The organism is Halorubrum aethiopicum (genome assembly GCF_001542905.1).
Classification (GTDB): Archaea; Halobacteriota; Halobacteria; order Halobacteriales; family Haloferacaceae; genus Halorubrum; species Halorubrum aethiopicum.
Genome location: NZ_LOAJ01000002.1, coordinates 122365 through 139715 on the forward strand (window position 1 = coordinate 122365; position 17351 = coordinate 139715).

The window sequence follows — 17351 nt, forward strand, 5'->3', positions numbered from 1 at the left end:
AGTACAATGCAAGTCGATGTTGGAGTTGCATCATATCCAGATCTATCATTGAGCGAGCTGTTCCAACAAAGCAAGAACCTCAATGTGGACTTCATCGAGATCGTTATGGAGGGGGAGTATCATCGAGCGAAGCTCGCGAACAGAGTTTCGGAGTGTGACCGACTCATGGGTGATGAAATCTCGCTTATCGTCCATCTTCCGTTCGGTGGTCTCGATGTCGGCTCTCCATTCCACCACGTTCGGAGCGGGGCCGTCCAAGAACTCAAGAAGAACATCGAACTCGCGAGTGATCTCGGTGCGGAGAAAGCCGTCTTTCATGCCGACACGTTCGTTCACCCGGAGATCTGGGACAAAGAGACGATTCTGGACAGTCTTTGTGAATCCGTACAAGAGCTAGACTCCTTTGCGAGACGACATGATGTTGAACTCGGGATAGAAAACGTCCCTAGTCCCTTCATTACAGTGGGCGATTTCCCGCTGCTCTTCGACGAAACCACGATTAATGCGACTCTCGATACCGGTCACTCACGAGTAAACCAGATCAGTCACGAGACGGTTTCGCGATTGCTTGAGACACACGGTGATCGCTTCACTCACTTCCATCTGAACGACACGCGTGGCGCAAGCGACGACCACCTTCCAGTAGGAATGGGAACAACGGATTTTGCCTCGCTATTTCGATCGCTCCCGAACGAGTGGAACGGATCGATGACGGTCGAGGCCATCACGACCGATTTCGAGTACATGGCTGCCGGAGTTGAACGCCTTAGAGAAATTCTACAGGCGATTTGAAATCGAAATGGAATCGTACGCTAACTCATCTCCTCGTACGTTTCGAGGTCAATTCCAAGTTCCATCATCACTTCGGCTACGGGATCATACTCCTCGATACCGCCCGTCACGACCCCGTCAAACCAGAGTGGGAACTCGGCGTCCTCTGAAATAAACGCCTCCGAGGGCGCATCAAGGAGGGCCTGTTCAACGGGATCGCGATTCTCGGACTCCCACTCACGACGGGAAAGGATCGGTGGGCGTGGTATCGGCTCTGAAACCGCGAGCAGGTCCAGAGCCGGTTCAGCACTCCCTGCTGATTCCGCAGCAGGATCGTTCTCGACGAACCGTTCGGGGAGTTGCTCCGGTGGAACATGCTCGACAACCGAAAATGATCCCGTCCCCGCTGCCTTCACTGACTCACGATTGATGAGCTGTTCGCGAGCAACAGCGTGATCACTGTAGGTCGCTTCAAAGTCATTCGCATCCCCAGTAGGGGCTTCGCCGATATCCAACCCGCCTTCTGAAAGCATAGAGAGAGGGAATAGTGCGCCTGGTGTCGAGAGTGGGTCCGCAAACGTGATCTCAGTCCCGGCTAGCTCGCTGATGTCACTGATGTCATCATCAGGGAACGTGGTGATAAACGCGAATTCACGATCCGTACCGAACGCGCGTCGGAGCCCGACAACGTCTGTGACTTCCATCCGATTTCCCATGATCGCGACCGTATGGGGTGTCCCAGAAATGTCGATCTGATCGTTGCGAAAAGCCTGTAAGATGGCGGCGTAATTTGAGGCTTCATTGACTTCAACCGTGACACCGGCTTCTTCTTCGACATACTCGAATAGTGGTCGCCACTGTTCGCGTGTATCCACGTCACCCTCAACAGGCGTCAGTCCAAACCGCACCACATCTTCGTTCCCTGATCCACTGTTTCCGAGACAGCCTGCTACTCCACCAAGACCGACTGTCCCTACTCCGGTAACCCCCCTGAGGTACTTGCGTCGCCTCATGTTACTCAACACCACATTCTGTTTGGCATTATATTTTGATATTCTACATATATAGCGATATGAAAGACACATATAGAGTTGTGAAGTCACGAATCGAAAAGGAATTCACGCTAGCTACTGAATGAGTGTTATCTAATATATCCGAACCGAGATTGAAGATAGAGTGAATTCAATCATCCTTCCGTCCGTTGATTGAGGCTATGATTTCTCGGGCTGTCGCAAGGACGATCACGAATAGGAGCCCAAAGAGTGGGAGAAGTTTCATTTCCATCCTCCGAGGCGTGTCATTATAACTTGGGTGACGGGTGATCTGGTCAGGAAGAATTCGTCCCGATTTCGTCATATAGGCTGGTTCGACTGTCGAATTGGATTCTTCAAGAAGGGTACGTAACTCTGCTTCAGAGCGATTGCCACCCAGCCGTTCGTAATCATCATGAAATGCCGATACATCGTATTCAGACCCTGGAGAACCACCACCTACCGCTGAGAAGAGATCGTAGATTGTTGCGTCTCCATGCTCGCGGAGATCGGCGTCAAGGCGCGCCAGAATCAGCGCACCAGAAGTGTAATCGTCTCGGTCTGGAATGGCTCCAGATTCTGGAAGATAACTACTCGAATTTGTGAGATTTGAGCCGGACGAATATCGGTTCCAGTACGTAAGCTGAGAGTCATACTCTGCTGGAGACAGCATACCATTATCGTACAGAATCCGTGCTGTGAGATAGGTTGCAGAACCTTCTGTAAACCAGCGCATCTCATCTGAGAGGATGTACCGCTGATTTAGGTGAATGTACTCATGTAACGGTGTGTGTACCTGCGTACTACCGCTTCCCCAACCCTCTCCAGAGACCGCATCAGCCCTAAAGGAGTACCCTCGAACATCACCAGGATGGAGAAAGAGCGTACTCTCACAGTAGTAGCGGCGAGGAGTGATCGTCTCCGCGCCGTGTTGTAATCCTTCAAGCGACGCGTTCCCCACGGATGAATCAACAGCCGATGGAATAATCAAGTGGAGCCGGTTCGGGCCGTTTCTGATTGTCTCTACACGGGTTACCTCACCGACGTACATGATACTCGTACCCCTATACCCGCCATCGGGGAACGCTAATTGAAATCGAGCGCCATCGTGACCGGGGATAATACTTGTTGATACTGATTCATTATGACTGGTGTACGTCTCCGGGAGATTTCTTAGATCGTCATTGTCCGGGATGAAGACGGTCTGATTTACCACATATTCAATCAGAGCAGTACCGTTGCCCGTATACTCAAAATGTCGTGTATGTGATTCTTCGAATCCATCTACGTTACGAACATCCAGATATTTAGGTAACGAGACAGTAAATGAATCTTCTCCGTCCTGAACAATATATTCCAGCAAAACTACACCAGGTTCAGGAGCCGTCGCAGAGACCGAAACAGGTGGGCCGGATCCATCTCGATGTCGGCCGTTGAGCTGATCGTACGCCGGCGTACACTGATCAGTCTGCGCTGTTGTCGAAGTCGCCTGTTGAGAGACACCCGAAACAGGGACAGTTCCAGCAACAAATCCAATAAGGAGGATCACACTCCAGATGACGGAGAGAACAGCATCCCGTTTCATTCAGGAATCATTCTCATCAGTATCGATATCGGTGTCGAAAACCTCGCTCCCAACGTCGGAGAGATCACTCGCTTCCTTGTGTGCGTACATCTTCGAGGTGGTTTCCGGGTCAGCGTGCCTGAGAGCGCGCTGGGCGGCCTCCGCACCGGCGGCGTCGTAGTAGGCCTCACCGGCTCCGCGCCGGGCTCCGTGAAGCGTGAGGTAGTCCTTCGGGTCGTCTGAGCAGTCCACACCCGCCACCTCGGAGAGTTTCTTGAGCGCGTAGCGACCGCCCTCGGTGGTCAACGCCGGCGGTGTGAGGTCGCGGTCGCGGTACGCGTCGATCAGGCCGGCCGTCTTGTATCCGGTGACCGTCTCGATCGTCTCGTCGTCGACGTCGCGGTCACGGAGCTGATCGGCGGCGGCCGACCGGAGCGACGCGAGATGGAAGCTCGGGAACACCGGCCATTCCTCGCTCGGCGGGTCCAGCAGCGACCGCCATCGATCGAGAGCCGTCACCGGGCGGTCGGTGAGCGGGGCTTTCTCGACCTGCTGGCTCTTCCCGAGGACCGTCAGCACCTCCTGTTCGGTATCGACGCCGTCCCATGTGAGCCCAGTACGGCGATCGTCGCGACTTGAGGCCAGCACTTCCGCCCCTCGAACGCCGGAGAATCCGATGACGTATACGAGCGCACGGTCGCGGGCGGCCGTGAGGGCCTCGCGACTGCCGGGGTCAGTATCGACAGCAGCGTACGCCCGATCCTCGATGTGTCGGATTAGCGTCTCGCGTTGCTCGGTCGACCAGAACTGTTGTCGTCCGGAGTCGGTTTTCGGCCGGTCGGGCATCTCGGCTTTCGCCCGCTCAGTGTCCGCCGGATTCTCGGAGAGGTACTCCCATTGTTGGCAGTAGTAGAGGTACGCAGAGACGAGCGAGTAGTAGTTCCACGCGGTCGCCGCAGTGATCCCTTCGTTGTCGTCGGCGCGGTGAGCGTTCACGCGTCGATTCAGGTGCTCGGCGTAGCGTGCCAGGTGTCGGCTGTCGAGTTCCTCCAGCGTCGAGATACCCCGGCGGTCCGCCCACTCGATCCAGTCAGGGACGACGCGTTCGAGCGCGCTCACGTAGTTGCCCGAGCGACGCGTCTCGGTGCCATCGGCGGCCTCCACCTCGTCGATCGTCTTCGCTCGCGAGTCGAGGAAATCACTCAGCGGCTCGCGAAGCGGTGTTCCGCCGTTTTCTCCGGGGGTTGAAGGGTCTGTTTGCGGGTTGGCCATCGCGTCGGTGTCCCCGACGGCGGGGACCCCCAAAAATCTACTTGTGACTACTAGACTAATACAAAGTAGAACCGGTGAGATAGAAGATTGGCATTACAGGGCTTGATACCTCCGAATGTACCGATATTGACGGTTTTTATGTTCTGTGTATCAAATATCGCTATACAGATTCCGACCTCCTGAAGATGAGACTAGAGCGGGTATAGCGGGCCTGTGATGCGTTGTTTCGGCCGATTCAGTGATCGGAAGCCGACTCAGATTACTCTCCAGACGGACGTTTCTGTTGAACTTCCAACCATATACGCGAATTTCGGCGACTTTCGACAGCGTAGCCACTCAGACGCCCCGCTATTGCGAAGAGAGTATCGTTACTATCCGATTCCGGTTTCCTTCTTCACCAGCGTTAGCGTATTGTCGGCTGTTACAATCGGTGAATGCTCGTATTCACCGGTCAACTGTACCTGTACCAATAGATCGACCGCTCGCCAGATCGAGTACAGGAGACAGGCGAACGCGAAGTAGAAGAATCGGAGGCTAAAATTCTTCGAGGTCGTCGCGCCCATGAACCGTTTGATCGACTTGTAGCCACTCTCGATCTCCCACCGGTAGCCATACTCCGAGAGAAGGCCACTCTTCCGATTTGTCATGAACACCGAGTACTGCCGATGATCAGTGTGCGCGGAGTTCTCTTTCCGTCGGTAGATTAGCGTCGTCGAGTGCCACTCGTTGTCGCCGAGATGTAGCTTCCGGTCGGTCTCATACCGATCCTTGTCGCGCTTGAGAAGGCGCTTGGCTTGGGCCTTCTCGCTGGTCTGCATCCGCTTCGGGACGACGTAGGAGAGCCCACGTTGACTCAGCATCTCCAGGATATGCTGGCTGTCGAACTCACGGTCCATCAGTCGTTATCAACATGAACAGCTGCCTCTGCCGAATCCAAGAGGTCCTCGACGATCTCCTTGCGTGTGTCCCCTTTGCGGACTGGGCGCGCATCTAAGACGATTGGGGCGGCATTCCCGACCAGCTGGACCGTGGCCCACTGGTAGGCGTACTCGTCGGTGTTCTCTTTCGTGCCGATAATCTCATCTTCGTGGCCATCTCGGTCACCAGTAAAGGGGTCTGATTCAGTGATATCGATGGCAACGATGCCAGCCCGGTAGAACGCCTCCGTCTCTGCGACTCGATCCAAGAGGCGACTCACGGCGTGGCGGTACATCTCGCGTATCTGCTCAATTGAGAGGTCGCGGAGATGCTCGCGATGGGCGTGGCCGAGCGGTGTCCGCTCCCGATTGGACTCGTGAATGAAACTGCGAGCCCCCTCATTGACGGCGAGGTTTTCTCGAAGCCCCAGGTAGGTTTGGAGGTCCCAGTAGGCATTTTCGTGGATCTCACAACCCTCGCCACGGTCCAGTGAGAACGCTGGGAAGGCAACGCGACTCACTTGCTCAGTAACGGTCTCGGCCTGCTCTAATACGGTCTGATCATCGGGATCCGATTCTTCATTCTCATAATGGTGTCTGCGGCTCTGCCGTTCTGGTTCTCGTGGAACAGAGACACCCGCATTTTGGGCTTTGATGAGGATTGTTCGCGCTGCCGTCTCGACGGTGTCTTGGAGTTCGGCCGTGAACCGGTGATGCCAGCTACGCCATAGGGTTGACTGATCGGGGACCGACTCCAGGCCAAGTTGATCACAGAGATCGGGATGCTTGGTGAGGTATTCGACGAGCGCGGTTTCGTGGTCCCAGTCGTAGAGTTCTTTTAACAGGAATAGGCGAAACAGAGTCTCAATCTCGTAGCTCGTCGAGCCTGCGTATCGGTCGTGGGCATCGAACTGGACGTATGCAAGCGGTAATGTGTGGACGAATGGTTCAACGCCCTCGTGTTCGTCTTGCTGGAACCACGTTTTTGCGACGACGCGGACATCCGACTCCAGTGCGGGAAGCGACGAGCGATCGAACAGCGGGCTAGACCCATACGTTGGCCAATCGACATAGGAACAATGAGCGATTTGGCGAAAGACTGTTCGACGCGACTCGGGGGTCATAGCCATGTGGGTACTGATAGCAAAACGTCCAAGACCAGTTGATCAAGATCGGGTAGAAGTTGGATTCATCAGCGGAAGTGTTGTGGTTAGTTGGAGTAAGAGACACTCCCAAATTGTGTTTCTCGCCAGTATTTCCAGAGGTAGGATAGATCACTGGGATACAACAGTTTTACAATTTCCTGCTTGCTCCCATCGTTAATATCTGAAAGGGTATCTCGAGAGAGCTTGTTCAGATCTTGCATGAGTCGGTCGTACCGTTCGTTTGGTGCAAGGTATAGCAACCTCGTCATCATCAATCGACGGTCTTGTCTGGGGGCAACTTGCTCGTTCCATAGGTCGTCGTAGACTCCCATCTCCTCAGCAGAGGTGTTTTTCGTCCTCGTCAGACAGCGGTCGGCTGTCATTGCAGCTGCTCGAGCTGATTTCATACACTTGTAGATTCCCTCTCCCCAGACAGGATCAACCGATGGGACAGTATCACCGATCGCCATAAACGAATCAGTACTCATCGATCCGGGGGGCTGTACATGTGCTGATCCCCGAACTGGACTCTCTGCGATTTGTCTAGCGTTCTCGAACCGTGGGTCAGTATCAAGCCAATGTTCGAGATACCCGTCGACGGTGCGATCGTGAATGGCGTTTTCTTGATAGCGTTCATTCTGGATGTAACAGATACCGACTTTTGCTGTGTCGTCACCCGTATGGAAGATCCACGAATAACCTCCAGGGGCGTACTCGTGGTCCAACCGCAACATCATCGCGTCAGTGAGATCAGCAAACTCGGGATGATTGAGATCGACGCCTTCGAATAAGTATTCAATACCAATCGCGTGGTTCTCCCGCTCAAGATTGGCTATCCCCAGATCTTTAGCCAGTGGCGCAGCCGGACCCGTAGCATCAATAACGATTTCGCCAAAGACCTCCTGGTCACGGTTATAACGGACACCAACGAGATCACCATCTTCGACGATCGGGTCACGAACACGAGCATCAAACCGATACTCAGCACCCTTGTGACGACCATCCTCGACAAGGAACTTCTTGAACGCCTCAAAGTCCAAGACAAAGCCCGGCTGGTCCTGGATAAAGTGTTCATTTGGAGATTCAAGAACTACTGATTCAGTCGCGTGCATAACGACATCGTCCGGGATGCCGAAGGAGGTCATCATTGACGCAAACGTTCCGCCGGTAGATTTGTTACTTTGAGCTGGGAATTCATCTTCTGCTTCGGTTTCTAGGACGACAACATCGTACCCACGGTCAGCTAGATCTCGTGCACACTGCGCCCCCGCTGGACCTGCCCCAGCGATGATCACATCATATCTGTTTGACATCGTTGGAGAACAACTACTCGAGAGCGGACGAACAAGATGTTGGAACACAGTGCCACTTTTCGGTTGTTTCTACACAGGCCCGGTGCCCACCATCTTAGTGGGCAGACATCTGTGACACCACGTTGACGAAGTAGACGCCACTGATAATGAGGCCAATTCCGAGAAGGCCTGCCAGATCAACTGGTTCATCAAAAACAACGGCCCCGATACCTGCCACACCGACAATACCCAATGCTGCCCATGTCCCATAGACGACACCCATCGGTAATTCCTCTAACGTCAGGGATAGTAGATAGAACGCTGCCCCATATCCGAGGACAACCCCAATACTGGGAACCGGTTGTGAAAATCCATCGGAGAGTTTGAGGGCAGTCGTCCCGAATAATTCGGAGAGTATTGCACCAGCGAGCAGTACGTACGGATGCATATCGTTAGGTCTCGAAGCCCCCGATATACGACTACTGAAACAAAACAGCACTTACAATTTGTTTGGAGGCACAATGACAAAGCATGACGGAATTGGGCGAGCTTGGACTCTCAAGTTACGAGGAGAAGGCCTATCGAACCCTTCTCGTAACAGGAGCTGTGACGGCAGCTGAACTCTCTGATACTAGTGGGGTTCCAAAAGGCCGTATCTACGACGTACTAAACGGTCTTGAAGCTCGCAAGCTGATTTGGAGACAGTCAAGCGATCCAAATCAGTACGTCGCCGTACAGCCAGAAACCGTCGTCGATAGGCTTCTGGCTGAACGAGCGTATGAACTGAAACAAGAGTGGGATCGTTACCGCGAGAAAGCAGAAACAGTTCGTTCGAACCTTTTGCCGACACCACCAACAGAGAGTAGTTTCTGGCTTGGATCGCTCGGGAGTGACGAAATGAGTACAGCACTCCAGCAGCATATGCGAACCGCGGAGAGCGTTGTCAAAGCAGCCGTCGGGCCTCCCTACGAGGATGCGACGTGGGAGACACTCCAATCTGAAGTGGAAGGCTTTTTCGAGGGTGCTAATACGGATTTGTCTGTCGACCTCCTCTTCAGTGAAAAAGCAGTTACCGTACTCCCCGACCGATTCCCACATCTAATTGAAAACCAGCCCGCAGACATAACTGTCAGAACGACTCCTGAGATTGCGCTTTCGTTTGATATCGTGGACAATTTGGAGACAACGATCGATGTGCTACATCCAGTATCTGGTGAAGACAGGATCGGTGTGATCGGGATCAAAGATTCGCAAGTAGTCTCCGAGTTTGAGCAGTACTTCCAACGACTGTGGACCGATGCTGTTCCCCTCCTTGAGTGAGACAGTGATGATGGGAAGAAGACGTGATGTGATGTAATTGACTCAAACCGATATTGTCTCTGTACATTGAGAAGGCCGGCCTCAACTACTGCGACCTCGGGGCGATTTCTGGACTAACCCCCCTTTCGTTCCTGTGGGGAGCTCCCCGCCTTCTGGCGAATTTAAGCCCGGAGGACTACTTACACCGCGGTCGAACTAATCTTATTATCCCCGAGTCTGTTGTTTCATCCGGATGTCTATTGAACACACTACATCCCGAAACGTAGCGGAGGCGGGCGAATAATGGCGGTTCGGAAATCCAAGATCCCAGACACATGGGCCAAGCGAAGGACAGCCGCAAACCAGAACTCGAAGTCTGCCCGAGAGAGGATCAAGCGTGACCTGAATCGTGATCGATCAGCTCTCGTTCAACACACCGACATCAACGCGTTCACAGTCTACGCGCAGGGATCGTACAAGAACTACACCAACACGAGAGGGTCAAGCGATCTCGATCTGATCGTACAACTCAGATCTCCGTGGAAGCGGGATCTCAGCGATCTCACCGCCGAGGAGCGGGAGCGGTACCACGATGATAAGATCCCGGCTGATTACGGCTACGACGATGGCTTTCGTGACAGTGTTGTACAGGCCCTGCGACAATTCTATCGGGAAAACCTGCTGAAGGACCCTATCAATAACTCCGGAAAAGCGATCGAGATCTCGGGTCCTCATAACCCGCTCCCCATCGATGTGGACGTGGTCGCCGCTCAAGAGTACCGCATCTACCACTCCTATCCCGAGGATGGAGACCCCGAATACACGGAGGGAATGAAGTTCAAGCCTCTCATGGGTGACGAGTGGTGGGTCAATTTCCCGAAGGTACACTACGAGAACGGGAACGCGAAACACGACAACTTCCGCGAGACTGTGCGGATGTTCAAAAACGCGAGAGGCCACTACAACGATAACCACTGGTTCACCCTCGACACGCCCTCCTACTACATCGAGTGCCTGATCTACAATGTCCCCGACTACGTCCTGAAAACGTCCGATCTCACCGATCGGTTCGACGACGTGCTCTCGTGGTTTGAACGGGACAGCACGGACCTCACTGGGTTCGATCAGGTCTCAGAGATGGAGGATCTGTTCGGGGACGAGAACACGCAGTGGAACACTGACGAAGCTGAGGAGTACATCGAGAAGATGCGGACGATGTTCGACGACCTCTAATGCGCGGGACCCACGGGTTCTCGACCAACCAACCACGACGGCGGCGTGTTACGCTCTTCGCGCTCGGAGCAGCCGGTGTACTAATCGGCTCCAATATTGGACCGTTTCTAGCATCAATCACCGGAATTGACCTGTTCCACAACGTCACGGTCTCATTCGTACTCGCGGCTACGATCTTCTATTTGCTCGTAGCAAAAGTATTCTGGAAAGTCGGTCCTATCCCAATGCTGATCGGGTCACCGCCTGATCTCAGCGGAGAATGGGAAGGTCACCTGTACACAGACACAGACACCTACGATTCAGAGGATGTGGTAGCTGTCGATGAGCTCGGACTCGGACTGGTAAAAATGGAAGCGAGTATGAACATTGCTCAGTCGTGGGATCAGATACAGGTCATGTTCGAAGGTCCAAACTCAACCTCAGAAAGTACGGGAGCAACAATCCTCGTCGACGATGGGGCCCCGATACTAACCTATAATTACGATAACTCGGGTAGGGATTTCCACGAAGAGTTGAATCAGCATGTTGGGACCACAACACTCGAATACGATCCTACATCAGAGACGCTAGAAGGATCTTACTACACAGGACCCAATAGAGAAAATCGCGGCCGAATTGAGTTGGAACATGTCTCCGAATGAATTGAACGCGGTCGCGTTAAGTTTGACGTGAATTGTGGTAGACGGCGATGGCTTCGAGCCAATTTTGAGCTGTCTCTAGCGCGACATTGCTGAAACTATTCGCAAACGAGGATGTTCGTCGTTCTATTTCCCAAAAGACACGTTCGATGGCATTCCGATTTCTATGTCGAATGACCTGAAATCGATAGCCGTCTTCAGCGAGAACTGATCCGAGATAGTCTGCGTCATCGACAAGAAATTCGACGTTATTCAGCTGATAGCGCCGGTGTAGCTCGGTGAGAAACCATCGTGTCGTCTGTTTATTTGCGGTTGGATAGAGACTCACGTGAAGGATCTCATTCGTGAAGGGATCAACCGCACCGTACAGCCAGAACTGCTGGCCGTGGATGCGAATCATCTTTTCGTCAACTGCGAGTTGATCCTCGGAGACGGTCGAGATCGGCTGTAGATCGGTTTTATGAACCCAGTTATGGATAGTGACGTGACTCCGATCGATCCCAAACAGTTCAAGATGCTTACTTACCTCACATAGTGACATACCGGCTAAGTGACAGCGGATTCCTACTTCAATCGCCCAACGCGGCGTTCGGTCTCGCTCCACAAACGACAAGTCGATCCACGCGATACGTTCGCTGAGGCGCTCGGTTTCGGCCATAGACACTCTGAAGTCGAGCGCCTCATCCTCTAACTTAACGCGACGAGTATTGAACACAAAATGTTTTCATAGTACGCATTCGAGGCTTGGAATACTGCGGTGACCTCAAAGTGGCAGAAATGGATACCACGTCGTTCGAGACGGACCTGAGTGTCTTCAAGTACGACAATCTTGAACAGCTACCGTCGGAGTACCGAAATTTGACCCAAGACGAGCGAACAGAACGCATCGCGGCGACCCGCGAGGAACTCGGCGACGACGTGGTGGTGCTCGGCCACAACTACCAGCGCCGCGAAATTGTCGAGCACGCGGACTTCATCGGTGACTCCTATCAGCTCTCGCAGGAGGCCGCGAACGCCGACGCCGACTACGTGATTTTCGGCGGCGTGACGTTCATGGCCGAGAGCGCGGACATCATCACGGACGACAGCCAGTCCGTCATCCTCCCGTCGATGGAGGCCTCCTGTCCGATGGCGGGGATGGCCGAAGCCCTGCAGGTGGACGCGGCGTGGGCCGAGATCACGGCCGCCGCGCCCGACCAAACCATCATCCCCATCACGTACATGAACAGCTACGCCGACCTGAAGGCGTTCTGCGCCGAGCAGGGCGGGCTGGTGTGCACGTCCTCGAACGCCGCCGACGCGTTCGAGTGGGCGTTCGAGCGCGGCGACAAGGTACTGTTCCTGCCGGACAAGCACCTCGGCGAGAATACCGCCCACCGCCTCGGGTTGGCAGATTCGACGGCCGAGTGGGACCCGTGGGACCCCGAGGGGAAGGACGCTGACGAGGTCGCAGACGCCGACATCATCCTCTGGGACGGCTACTGCCAAGTCCACGAGCGCTTCACCGCAGACCACGTCGCCGACCTCCGTGAGCGCCGGCCTGACGCGAACGTCGTCGTCCACCCCGAGTGCCGCCGTGAGGTCGTTGAGGCCGCCGACGTGGTCGGGTCCACGTCCACTATCACGCAGACTGTCGAGAACGCCGAGCCCGGCGAAACGTGGGCCATTGGCACCGAAATCCACCTCGCGAAGCACCTCGACCGCTGGCACCCCGAGGTGGAGGTGTTACCACTCTGCGGCGACGCCTGCATGGACTGTAACGCGATGCGGCAGATCGACCCGAACTACCTCACGTGGGTGCTGGAGGAACTGGCCGAGGGCCGCGAGCGGAACGTCATCGAGGTGTCCCCCGAAGAGAAGGAACTCGCACAGGTGGCGCTCGACCGCATGCTGGAGGTGTGACGATGGAGCACCAGACCCCAGACGTGCTCGTCGTTGGTTCCGGCATCGCTGGCTGCGCCGCGGCACTTGCCGCCGCCCGCGAGGGCGCCGACGTGCTCGTCGCGACGAAAGCCGAGCGCCCAGAGCACGCGAGTTCGGACTGGGCGCAGGGCGGCATCGCTACCACCCGAGGCGGCCCGGACCAACTCAAGCAGGATATCCTCGACGCGAGCGCGGGTGAGGCTGACCCCGAGGCCGTGGACGTACTCGTGAACAACGCCACCGAAGCCATCGAGGACGTGCTCGTGGACACGCTCGACGTACCCTTCGACGAGGACGGCGACGGCTTCGACTATGCGCATGAGGCCGCGCACTCGGAGGAGCGCATCCTACACGTGGACGCCAGCACCGGCCAGTACGTCCTCCGGCCGTTCCTCGCCCTTCTCGACGGCCACGACCGCATCGATATTCTGGACGGCACCGCCGCGCTCGAACTGATTACGGATGAGGGTCTCGTGGCGGGCGCGCTCCTCGACCGCGACCCCGAGACTGGCGAGGAGTCGACGACTGGCACCCCCGTGTTCGCGGGTGCGACCGTCCTCGCGACGGGCGGTGTCGGCAGCCTCTTCCGGCGCTCCACGAACCCGGCCGGGTCGACCGGCGACGGCGTCGCGATGGCCGCCCTCGCCGGCGCCGACGTGACCGACATGGAGTACGTACAGTTCCACCCGACCGCGTACGACGACGAGGACCCGTTCCTCGTCTCCGAAGCAGTGCGGGGTGAGGGCGCAGTCCTGCGGAACGCGGACGGCGAGCGCTTCATGCCCGACTACCACGAGGACGCCGAACTCGCGCCCCGCGACGTTGTCGCGCGCGCCGTCGACGCTGAGTGCGAGGCTACTGGAGAGGTCACGCTTGACGTGAGTCCGCTGGACCTCGCGGGCGAGTTCCCGGACCTCGCCAGCACGTGCGAGGAGCGCGGCGTCGACTGGGAGACGGGGATTCCGGTCGCGCCCTGCGAGCACTTCCTCTGCGGGGGCGTCACAGTCGACACCGAGGGCCGGGCGAGCCTCGATCGGCTGTTCGCGGTCGGCGAGTGCGCCCGTACCGGCGTCCACGGCGCCAACCGGCTCGCGTCCACGAGCCTCCTCGAAGGCCTCGTCTGGGGGCTGCGTGCGGGCGAAGCTGCAGTCGGCATGGATCCGGTGGAAATCGAGCCGCCGGAACTGCTGGCTCGTGACCCGGATCTGCCCGTCGGGTTCGCAGACGACAAGTTCCGGCGGCTGCGCCGCGTGATGGACGAGTGCGTTGGCCTGCGCCGCACCCCAAACGACTTGCAACGCGCGCAGGGCGTGCTCCGCCGGCTGAAGGGAGAGGTCGATGCGTACGTCCGCACGCGCACCGTCCGCGACCTCTACGAACTGCGGAACGCCGCCGTTGTCGGACTACTGATTGTGCGGCAGGCCCGCGAGCACACCGAGAGCGTCGGCTGCCACCACCTCATGGAGGCCCCGGATGCCGGTCATTGACGCCGACGTGGAGCGCTGGCTCCGTGAGGACCTCGGGCACCACGACGTGACCAACGACGTGCCCGGCAACACCGAGGGCCGGCTCGTCGCGAAGGAGGCAGGCGTCGCGGCCGGCCTCGACGCCGCAGTCGCAGTGTTCGATTACCTCGGCTGCGACGCGGAGGCGGTGGTGAGCTCCGGCGATCGCGTCGAACCCGGGAACACAGCCCTCCGAGCCACAGGCGACGCACAGAGCGTCCTGCGCGCGGAGCGCGTCGCGGTCAACGTCGCGGGGCACGCGTCCGGCGTAGCGACGAAGACGCGGCGCGCTGTGGACGCCGCCTGCGAAGTCTGCGCCGCGGTCGAAATCGCGGCCACCCGGAAGACGACACCCGGCCTGCGCGGCGTCGAGAAGCGTGCGGTGGTTGCGGGCGGCGGCGACACCCACCGCCTTGACCTCTCGCACATGGTCATGGTGAAGGACAACCACATTGCCGAGATGGGACTCGAATCGGCGATTCGGCATTTCCGAGAGCGAAAATCGTTCGCCACGAAACTCGAAGTCGAAGTCGAATCGCCCGCGGATGCCCCCCAGACTGCCGACGCCGGCGCAGACATCGTCCTACTGGACAACATGACCCCCGCCGAGACCAAGCGCGCGGTCGACCTGCTAGACGGAGCCGCGCTCGCGGAAGCCAGTGGCAGCATCACCGTCGAGGACGTCCCCGCGTATGCCGCGACGGGCGTGGACGTCATCTCGATGGGATCGCTGACGCACTCCGCGCCCAGTCTCGACTACTCGTTCTCCACGTCGGTCGCGTGACTGTCCAGCGGGTCGGCCTGCTCCCACTCGCGTTCGAACCGTCTGCGGGGCCGGTCGAGTGGCGCGTCCTTACGGAGTTCGACCGCGCCGAGGCGCTCGCCGTCCACCGCGTCGAGCGGGATCGCGAGGCCAGCCGTCACCCGGACGGCGATGACCTCGCGGCCCGCGTACGCTTCGCGGGCCGGTTCCGGCACCGATTCGAGGCCGCCGGCGGCGACGAGCATCCGTACGTGGGTGTTGCTCGGCAGCGTTTCCCTGAACGCCGCTAGTTCCGGTTCGTACTGTTCCCACGGCGCTTGTCGGCGCCGTCGCCGTCGATGAATCGCTGGATCCCACAGGCGTCCTCGGAATGGCGCTCGTCGTCGCTGGCATCGTCGTCCTGAACGCCGTCTCCGACGCATCGGCGCACTAGCCGTCGAGCAGGGACTTCCCCGTCATCACCGCGGGTTTCTCCATGCCGATGAGCGACAGTAGCGTCGGGGAGATGTCCCGGAGAGCGCAGCCTCCCGGGACCGGTAGCCGCCCGAGAATTTGACCAATATGATTTCAGTTGCGTTGTAAAAGATCAATCATCGGCGTGTGATTCTTCAGGTGTGAATGTGACACCATTGATCTCGATCTCATCGGGGACGCCACTCGTATCATGCGTACCAACGGGCGGTAAATTGACTCCTGCAGCGGACGACGTATCGAGGTCTGTCTCGTCGTCAATCGACGACATCTCACCGTCCGCCGCTCGTGTATCTTGATCAATCCGCATCGAGCAGAACTCGACACCGCACATCGAGCAGAAGCGGGCTTCCTTGTAATTATCTCCAGGTAATGTTTGGTCGTGGTAGACCTGGGCACGTTCAGGATCCAGTGCGAGCTGGAACTGCTTGTGCCAGTCGAACTCATAGCGAGCTTCAGAGAGCGCATCATCCCAATCACGTGCACCCGGTAGATCGTTTGCGACGTCTGCTGCGTGGGCCGCAATTCGGTAGGCGGCAAGCCCATCTCTTACGTCTTCTTCCGCAGGGAGACCGAGGTGCTCTTTGGGGGTCACATAGCACAACATCGAAGCCCCGGCACGAGCTGCTTCAGCTGCACCGATCGCGCTCGTGATGTGATCGTAGCCTGGTGCGACATCGGTGACCAGCGGGCCGAGGACGTAGAAGGGTGCACCGTCACAGACGTCCTGTTGGCGTTCGACGTTATCGGCAATCTCGTTCATCGGGACGTGTCCGGGGCCTTCAACCATGACTTGGACACCATGGTCCCATGCGGTCCGCGTCAGTTCACCGAGTGTGTCGAGTTCGGCGAACTGGGCTTCGTCGCTCGCATCTGCAAGACAACCGGGGCGGAGGCCATCGCCCAATGAGAACGTCACGTCGTGTTCCGCGAAGATCTCGCAGATATCCTCGAATTTTGTGTATACGGGTTCTGCATACCGTTCTCTTCGATCCACTGGGCGAGAATCGACCCGCCCCGAGACACGATACCGGTCTTTCGACCGTCTGTTAGCGGGAGATGTTCCATCAGAACGCCAGCGTGGATCGTCATATAATCGACGCCCTGCTCGGCCTGTTTCTCGATGATATCAAGCAACAGCTCATGAGTGATGTCGGCAGGATTGTCGACATGTTTAATCGCCTCGTAGATCGGAACCGTTCCGATGGGGACGGGAGAATACTCAATGTTGGCCGCGCGAATCGCATCAAGATTGTCACCGGTCGAGAGGTCCATGACCGTATCCGCACCGTAATGGACTGCCGTGTGGAGTTTCTGAAGCTCGCCGTCGATGTCGCTCGTTGTATCGCTATTACCGATGTTCGCGTTGACCTTCGTGGAAAACTCACGTCCAATGATCATCGGATCCAGCGAATCGTGAGCATGATTACTTGGAATGACTGCGTGCCCGTCAGCAACCTGCTGTCGAACAAATTCTGGCTTACAGTTTTCACGCTCGCCAACTCGTTCCATCGCAGAAGTGATTTC

Annotated in this window: 14 protein-coding genes and 2 pseudogenes; 7 read left to right on the plus strand and 9 right to left on the minus strand. The window is 57.0% G+C overall.

Annotation, left to right across the window (positions count from 1 at the left end; genetic code table 11):
* Positions 1–6 precede the first annotated feature (6 nt).
* Entirely contained in the window at positions 7–792 is a 786-nt protein-coding gene (locus AXA68_RS16215) for a sugar phosphate isomerase/epimerase family protein (RefSeq protein ID WP_080505324.1), read from the plus strand.
* A gap of 20 nt (positions 793–812) precedes the next feature.
* On the opposite strand, the gene AXA68_RS15185 is transcribed toward AXA68_RS16215, so the two are convergent.
* From AXA68_RS15185 to AXA68_RS16225, 6 genes and pseudogenes are all read right to left on the minus strand, one after another.
* Positions 813–1784 (minus strand): PhnD/SsuA/transferrin family substrate-binding protein, encoded by a 972-nt coding sequence (locus AXA68_RS15185; RefSeq protein WP_080505325.1) that lies wholly within the window; start codon positions 1782–1784, stop codon positions 813–815.
* A 169-nt stretch (positions 1785–1953) separates the two neighbouring features.
* Positions 1954–3387: a hypothetical protein gene (locus AXA68_RS16925; protein ID WP_157884879.1), complete on the minus strand. Its 1434-nt coding sequence runs from the start codon at positions 3385–3387 to the stop codon at positions 1954–1956.
* Positions 3388–4638, minus strand: coding sequence for a tyrosine-type recombinase/integrase (locus tag AXA68_RS15190; RefSeq protein ID WP_066418992.1), 1251 nt, complete (start codon positions 4636–4638; stop codon positions 3388–3390).
* 371 nt (positions 4639–5009) lie between these two features.
* Positions 5010–6685 (minus strand): annotated as a pseudogene (locus AXA68_RS17385) (transposase).
* An 80-nt stretch (positions 6686–6765) separates the two neighbouring features.
* Complete coding sequence (locus AXA68_RS16220) at positions 6766–8013, minus strand: digeranylgeranylglycerophospholipid reductase (protein WP_080505326.1); 1248 nt, start codon at positions 8011–8013, stop codon at positions 6766–6768.
* A 94-nt stretch (positions 8014–8107) separates the two neighbouring features.
* Positions 8108–8440, minus strand: coding sequence for a DMT family transporter (locus AXA68_RS16225; protein WP_080505327.1), 333 nt, complete (start codon positions 8438–8440; stop codon positions 8108–8110).
* Positions 8441–8523: 83 nt separating this feature from the next.
* Here AXA68_RS16225 and AXA68_RS16230 point away from each other — a divergent pair, with 83 nt between their 5' ends.
* The 3 genes from AXA68_RS16230 to AXA68_RS16930 all read left to right on the plus strand — a co-directional run bounded on the left by AXA68_RS16230 (position 8524) and on the right by AXA68_RS16930 (position 11165).
* Positions 8524–9312 (plus strand): TrmB family transcriptional regulator, encoded by a 789-nt coding sequence (locus tag AXA68_RS16230; protein ID WP_080505328.1) that lies wholly within the window; start codon positions 8524–8526, stop codon positions 9310–9312.
* Between the two features lie 282 nt (positions 9313–9594).
* Positions 9595–10524 carry a hypothetical protein gene (locus AXA68_RS16235; protein ID WP_198530091.1) on the plus strand — a complete coding sequence of 310 codons (930 nt, stop codon included), beginning with the start codon at positions 9595–9597 and terminating at the stop codon, positions 10522–10524.
* A complete protein-coding gene (locus tag AXA68_RS16930) occupies positions 10524–11165 on the plus strand; it encodes a Cap15 family cyclic dinucleotide receptor domain-containing protein (RefSeq protein WP_157884880.1) in 642 nt (213 codons plus the stop codon). The genes AXA68_RS16235 and AXA68_RS16930 overlap by 1 nt, the downstream gene beginning before the upstream one ends.
* Positions 11166–11181: 16 nt before the next feature.
* Here AXA68_RS16930 and AXA68_RS16240 read toward each other — a convergent pair whose 3' ends face one another.
* Positions 11182–11820, minus strand: coding sequence for an IS6 family transposase (locus tag AXA68_RS16240; protein WP_080505329.1), 639 nt, complete (start codon positions 11818–11820; stop codon positions 11182–11184).
* 119 nt (positions 11821–11939) lie between these two features.
* On the opposite strand from AXA68_RS16240, the gene nadA reads away from it, so the two are divergent.
* The 3 genes from nadA to nadC are packed head-to-tail and all read left to right on the plus strand — an operon-like array spanning position 11940 to position 15374.
* Positions 11940–13064 carry a quinolinate synthase NadA gene (nadA, locus tag AXA68_RS15225; protein ID WP_394326473.1) on the plus strand — a complete coding sequence of 375 codons (1125 nt, stop codon included), beginning with the start codon at positions 11940–11942 and terminating at the stop codon, positions 13062–13064.
* Between the two features lie 2 nt (positions 13065–13066).
* Positions 13067–14572 (plus strand): L-aspartate oxidase, encoded by a 1506-nt coding sequence (locus AXA68_RS15230; protein WP_066419011.1) that lies wholly within the window; start codon positions 13067–13069, stop codon positions 14570–14572.
* Positions 14559–15374 (plus strand): carboxylating nicotinate-nucleotide diphosphorylase, encoded by an 816-nt coding sequence (nadC, locus tag AXA68_RS15235; RefSeq protein WP_066419015.1) that lies wholly within the window; start codon positions 14559–14561, stop codon positions 15372–15374. Before AXA68_RS15230 ends, nadC begins: the two co-directional genes overlap by 14 nt.
* Here the strand turns inward: nadC and AXA68_RS17640 are convergent.
* Entirely contained in the window at positions 15347–15775 is a 429-nt protein-coding gene (locus AXA68_RS17640; RefSeq protein ID WP_449272154.1) for a DUF7436 family protein, read from the minus strand. The two genes, nadC and AXA68_RS17640, sit on opposite strands and share 28 nt — an antisense overlap.
* A gap of 164 nt (positions 15776–15939) precedes the next feature.
* Positions 15940–17336, minus strand: a pseudogene (gene thiC / locus AXA68_RS15245) (phosphomethylpyrimidine synthase ThiC).
* Positions 17337–17351: the final 15 nt, after the last annotated feature.

Bases quoted from the DNA above. Each gene is read 5' to 3' on its own strand.
- AXA68_RS16215 (WP_080505324.1), top strand. From the start codon at position 7: ATGCAAGTCGATGTTGGAGTTGCATCATATCCAGATCTATCATTGAGC.
- AXA68_RS15185 (WP_080505325.1), bottom strand. From the start codon at position 1,784: ATGAGGCGACGCAAGTACCTCAGGGGGGTTACCGGAGTAGGGACAGTC.
- AXA68_RS16925 (WP_157884879.1), bottom strand. From the start codon at position 3,387: ATGAAACGGGATGCTGTTCTCTCCGTCATCTGGAGTGTGATCCTCCTT.
- AXA68_RS15190 (WP_066418992.1), bottom strand. From the start codon at position 4,638: ATGGCCAACCCGCAAACAGACCCTTCAACCCCCGGAGAAAACGGCGGA.
- AXA68_RS16220 (WP_080505326.1), bottom strand. From the start codon at position 8,013: ATGTCAAACAGATATGATGTGATCATCGCTGGGGCAGGTCCAGCGGGG.
- AXA68_RS16225 (WP_080505327.1), bottom strand. From the start codon at position 8,440: ATGCATCCGTACGTACTGCTCGCTGGTGCAATACTCTCCGAATTATTC.
- AXA68_RS16230 (WP_080505328.1), top strand. From the start codon at position 8,524: ATGACGGAATTGGGCGAGCTTGGACTCTCAAGTTACGAGGAGAAGGCC.
- AXA68_RS16235 (WP_198530091.1), top strand. From the start codon at position 9,595: ATGGCGGTTCGGAAATCCAAGATCCCAGACACATGGGCCAAGCGAAGG.
- AXA68_RS16930 (WP_157884880.1), top strand. From the start codon at position 10,524: ATGCGCGGGACCCACGGGTTCTCGACCAACCAACCACGACGGCGGCGT.
- AXA68_RS16240 (WP_080505329.1), bottom strand. From the start codon at position 11,820: ATGGCCGAAACCGAGCGCCTCAGCGAACGTATCGCGTGGATCGACTTG.
- nadA (WP_394326473.1), top strand. From the start codon at position 11,940: ATGGATACCACGTCGTTCGAGACGGACCTGAGTGTCTTCAAGTACGAC.
- AXA68_RS15230 (WP_066419011.1), top strand. From the start codon at position 13,067: ATGGAGCACCAGACCCCAGACGTGCTCGTCGTTGGTTCCGGCATCGCT.
- nadC (WP_066419015.1), top strand. From the start codon at position 14,559: ATGCCGGTCATTGACGCCGACGTGGAGCGCTGGCTCCGTGAGGACCTC.
- AXA68_RS17640 (WP_449272154.1), bottom strand. From the start codon at position 15,775: ATGCGTCGGAGACGGCGTTCAGGACGACGATGCCAGCGACGACGAGCG.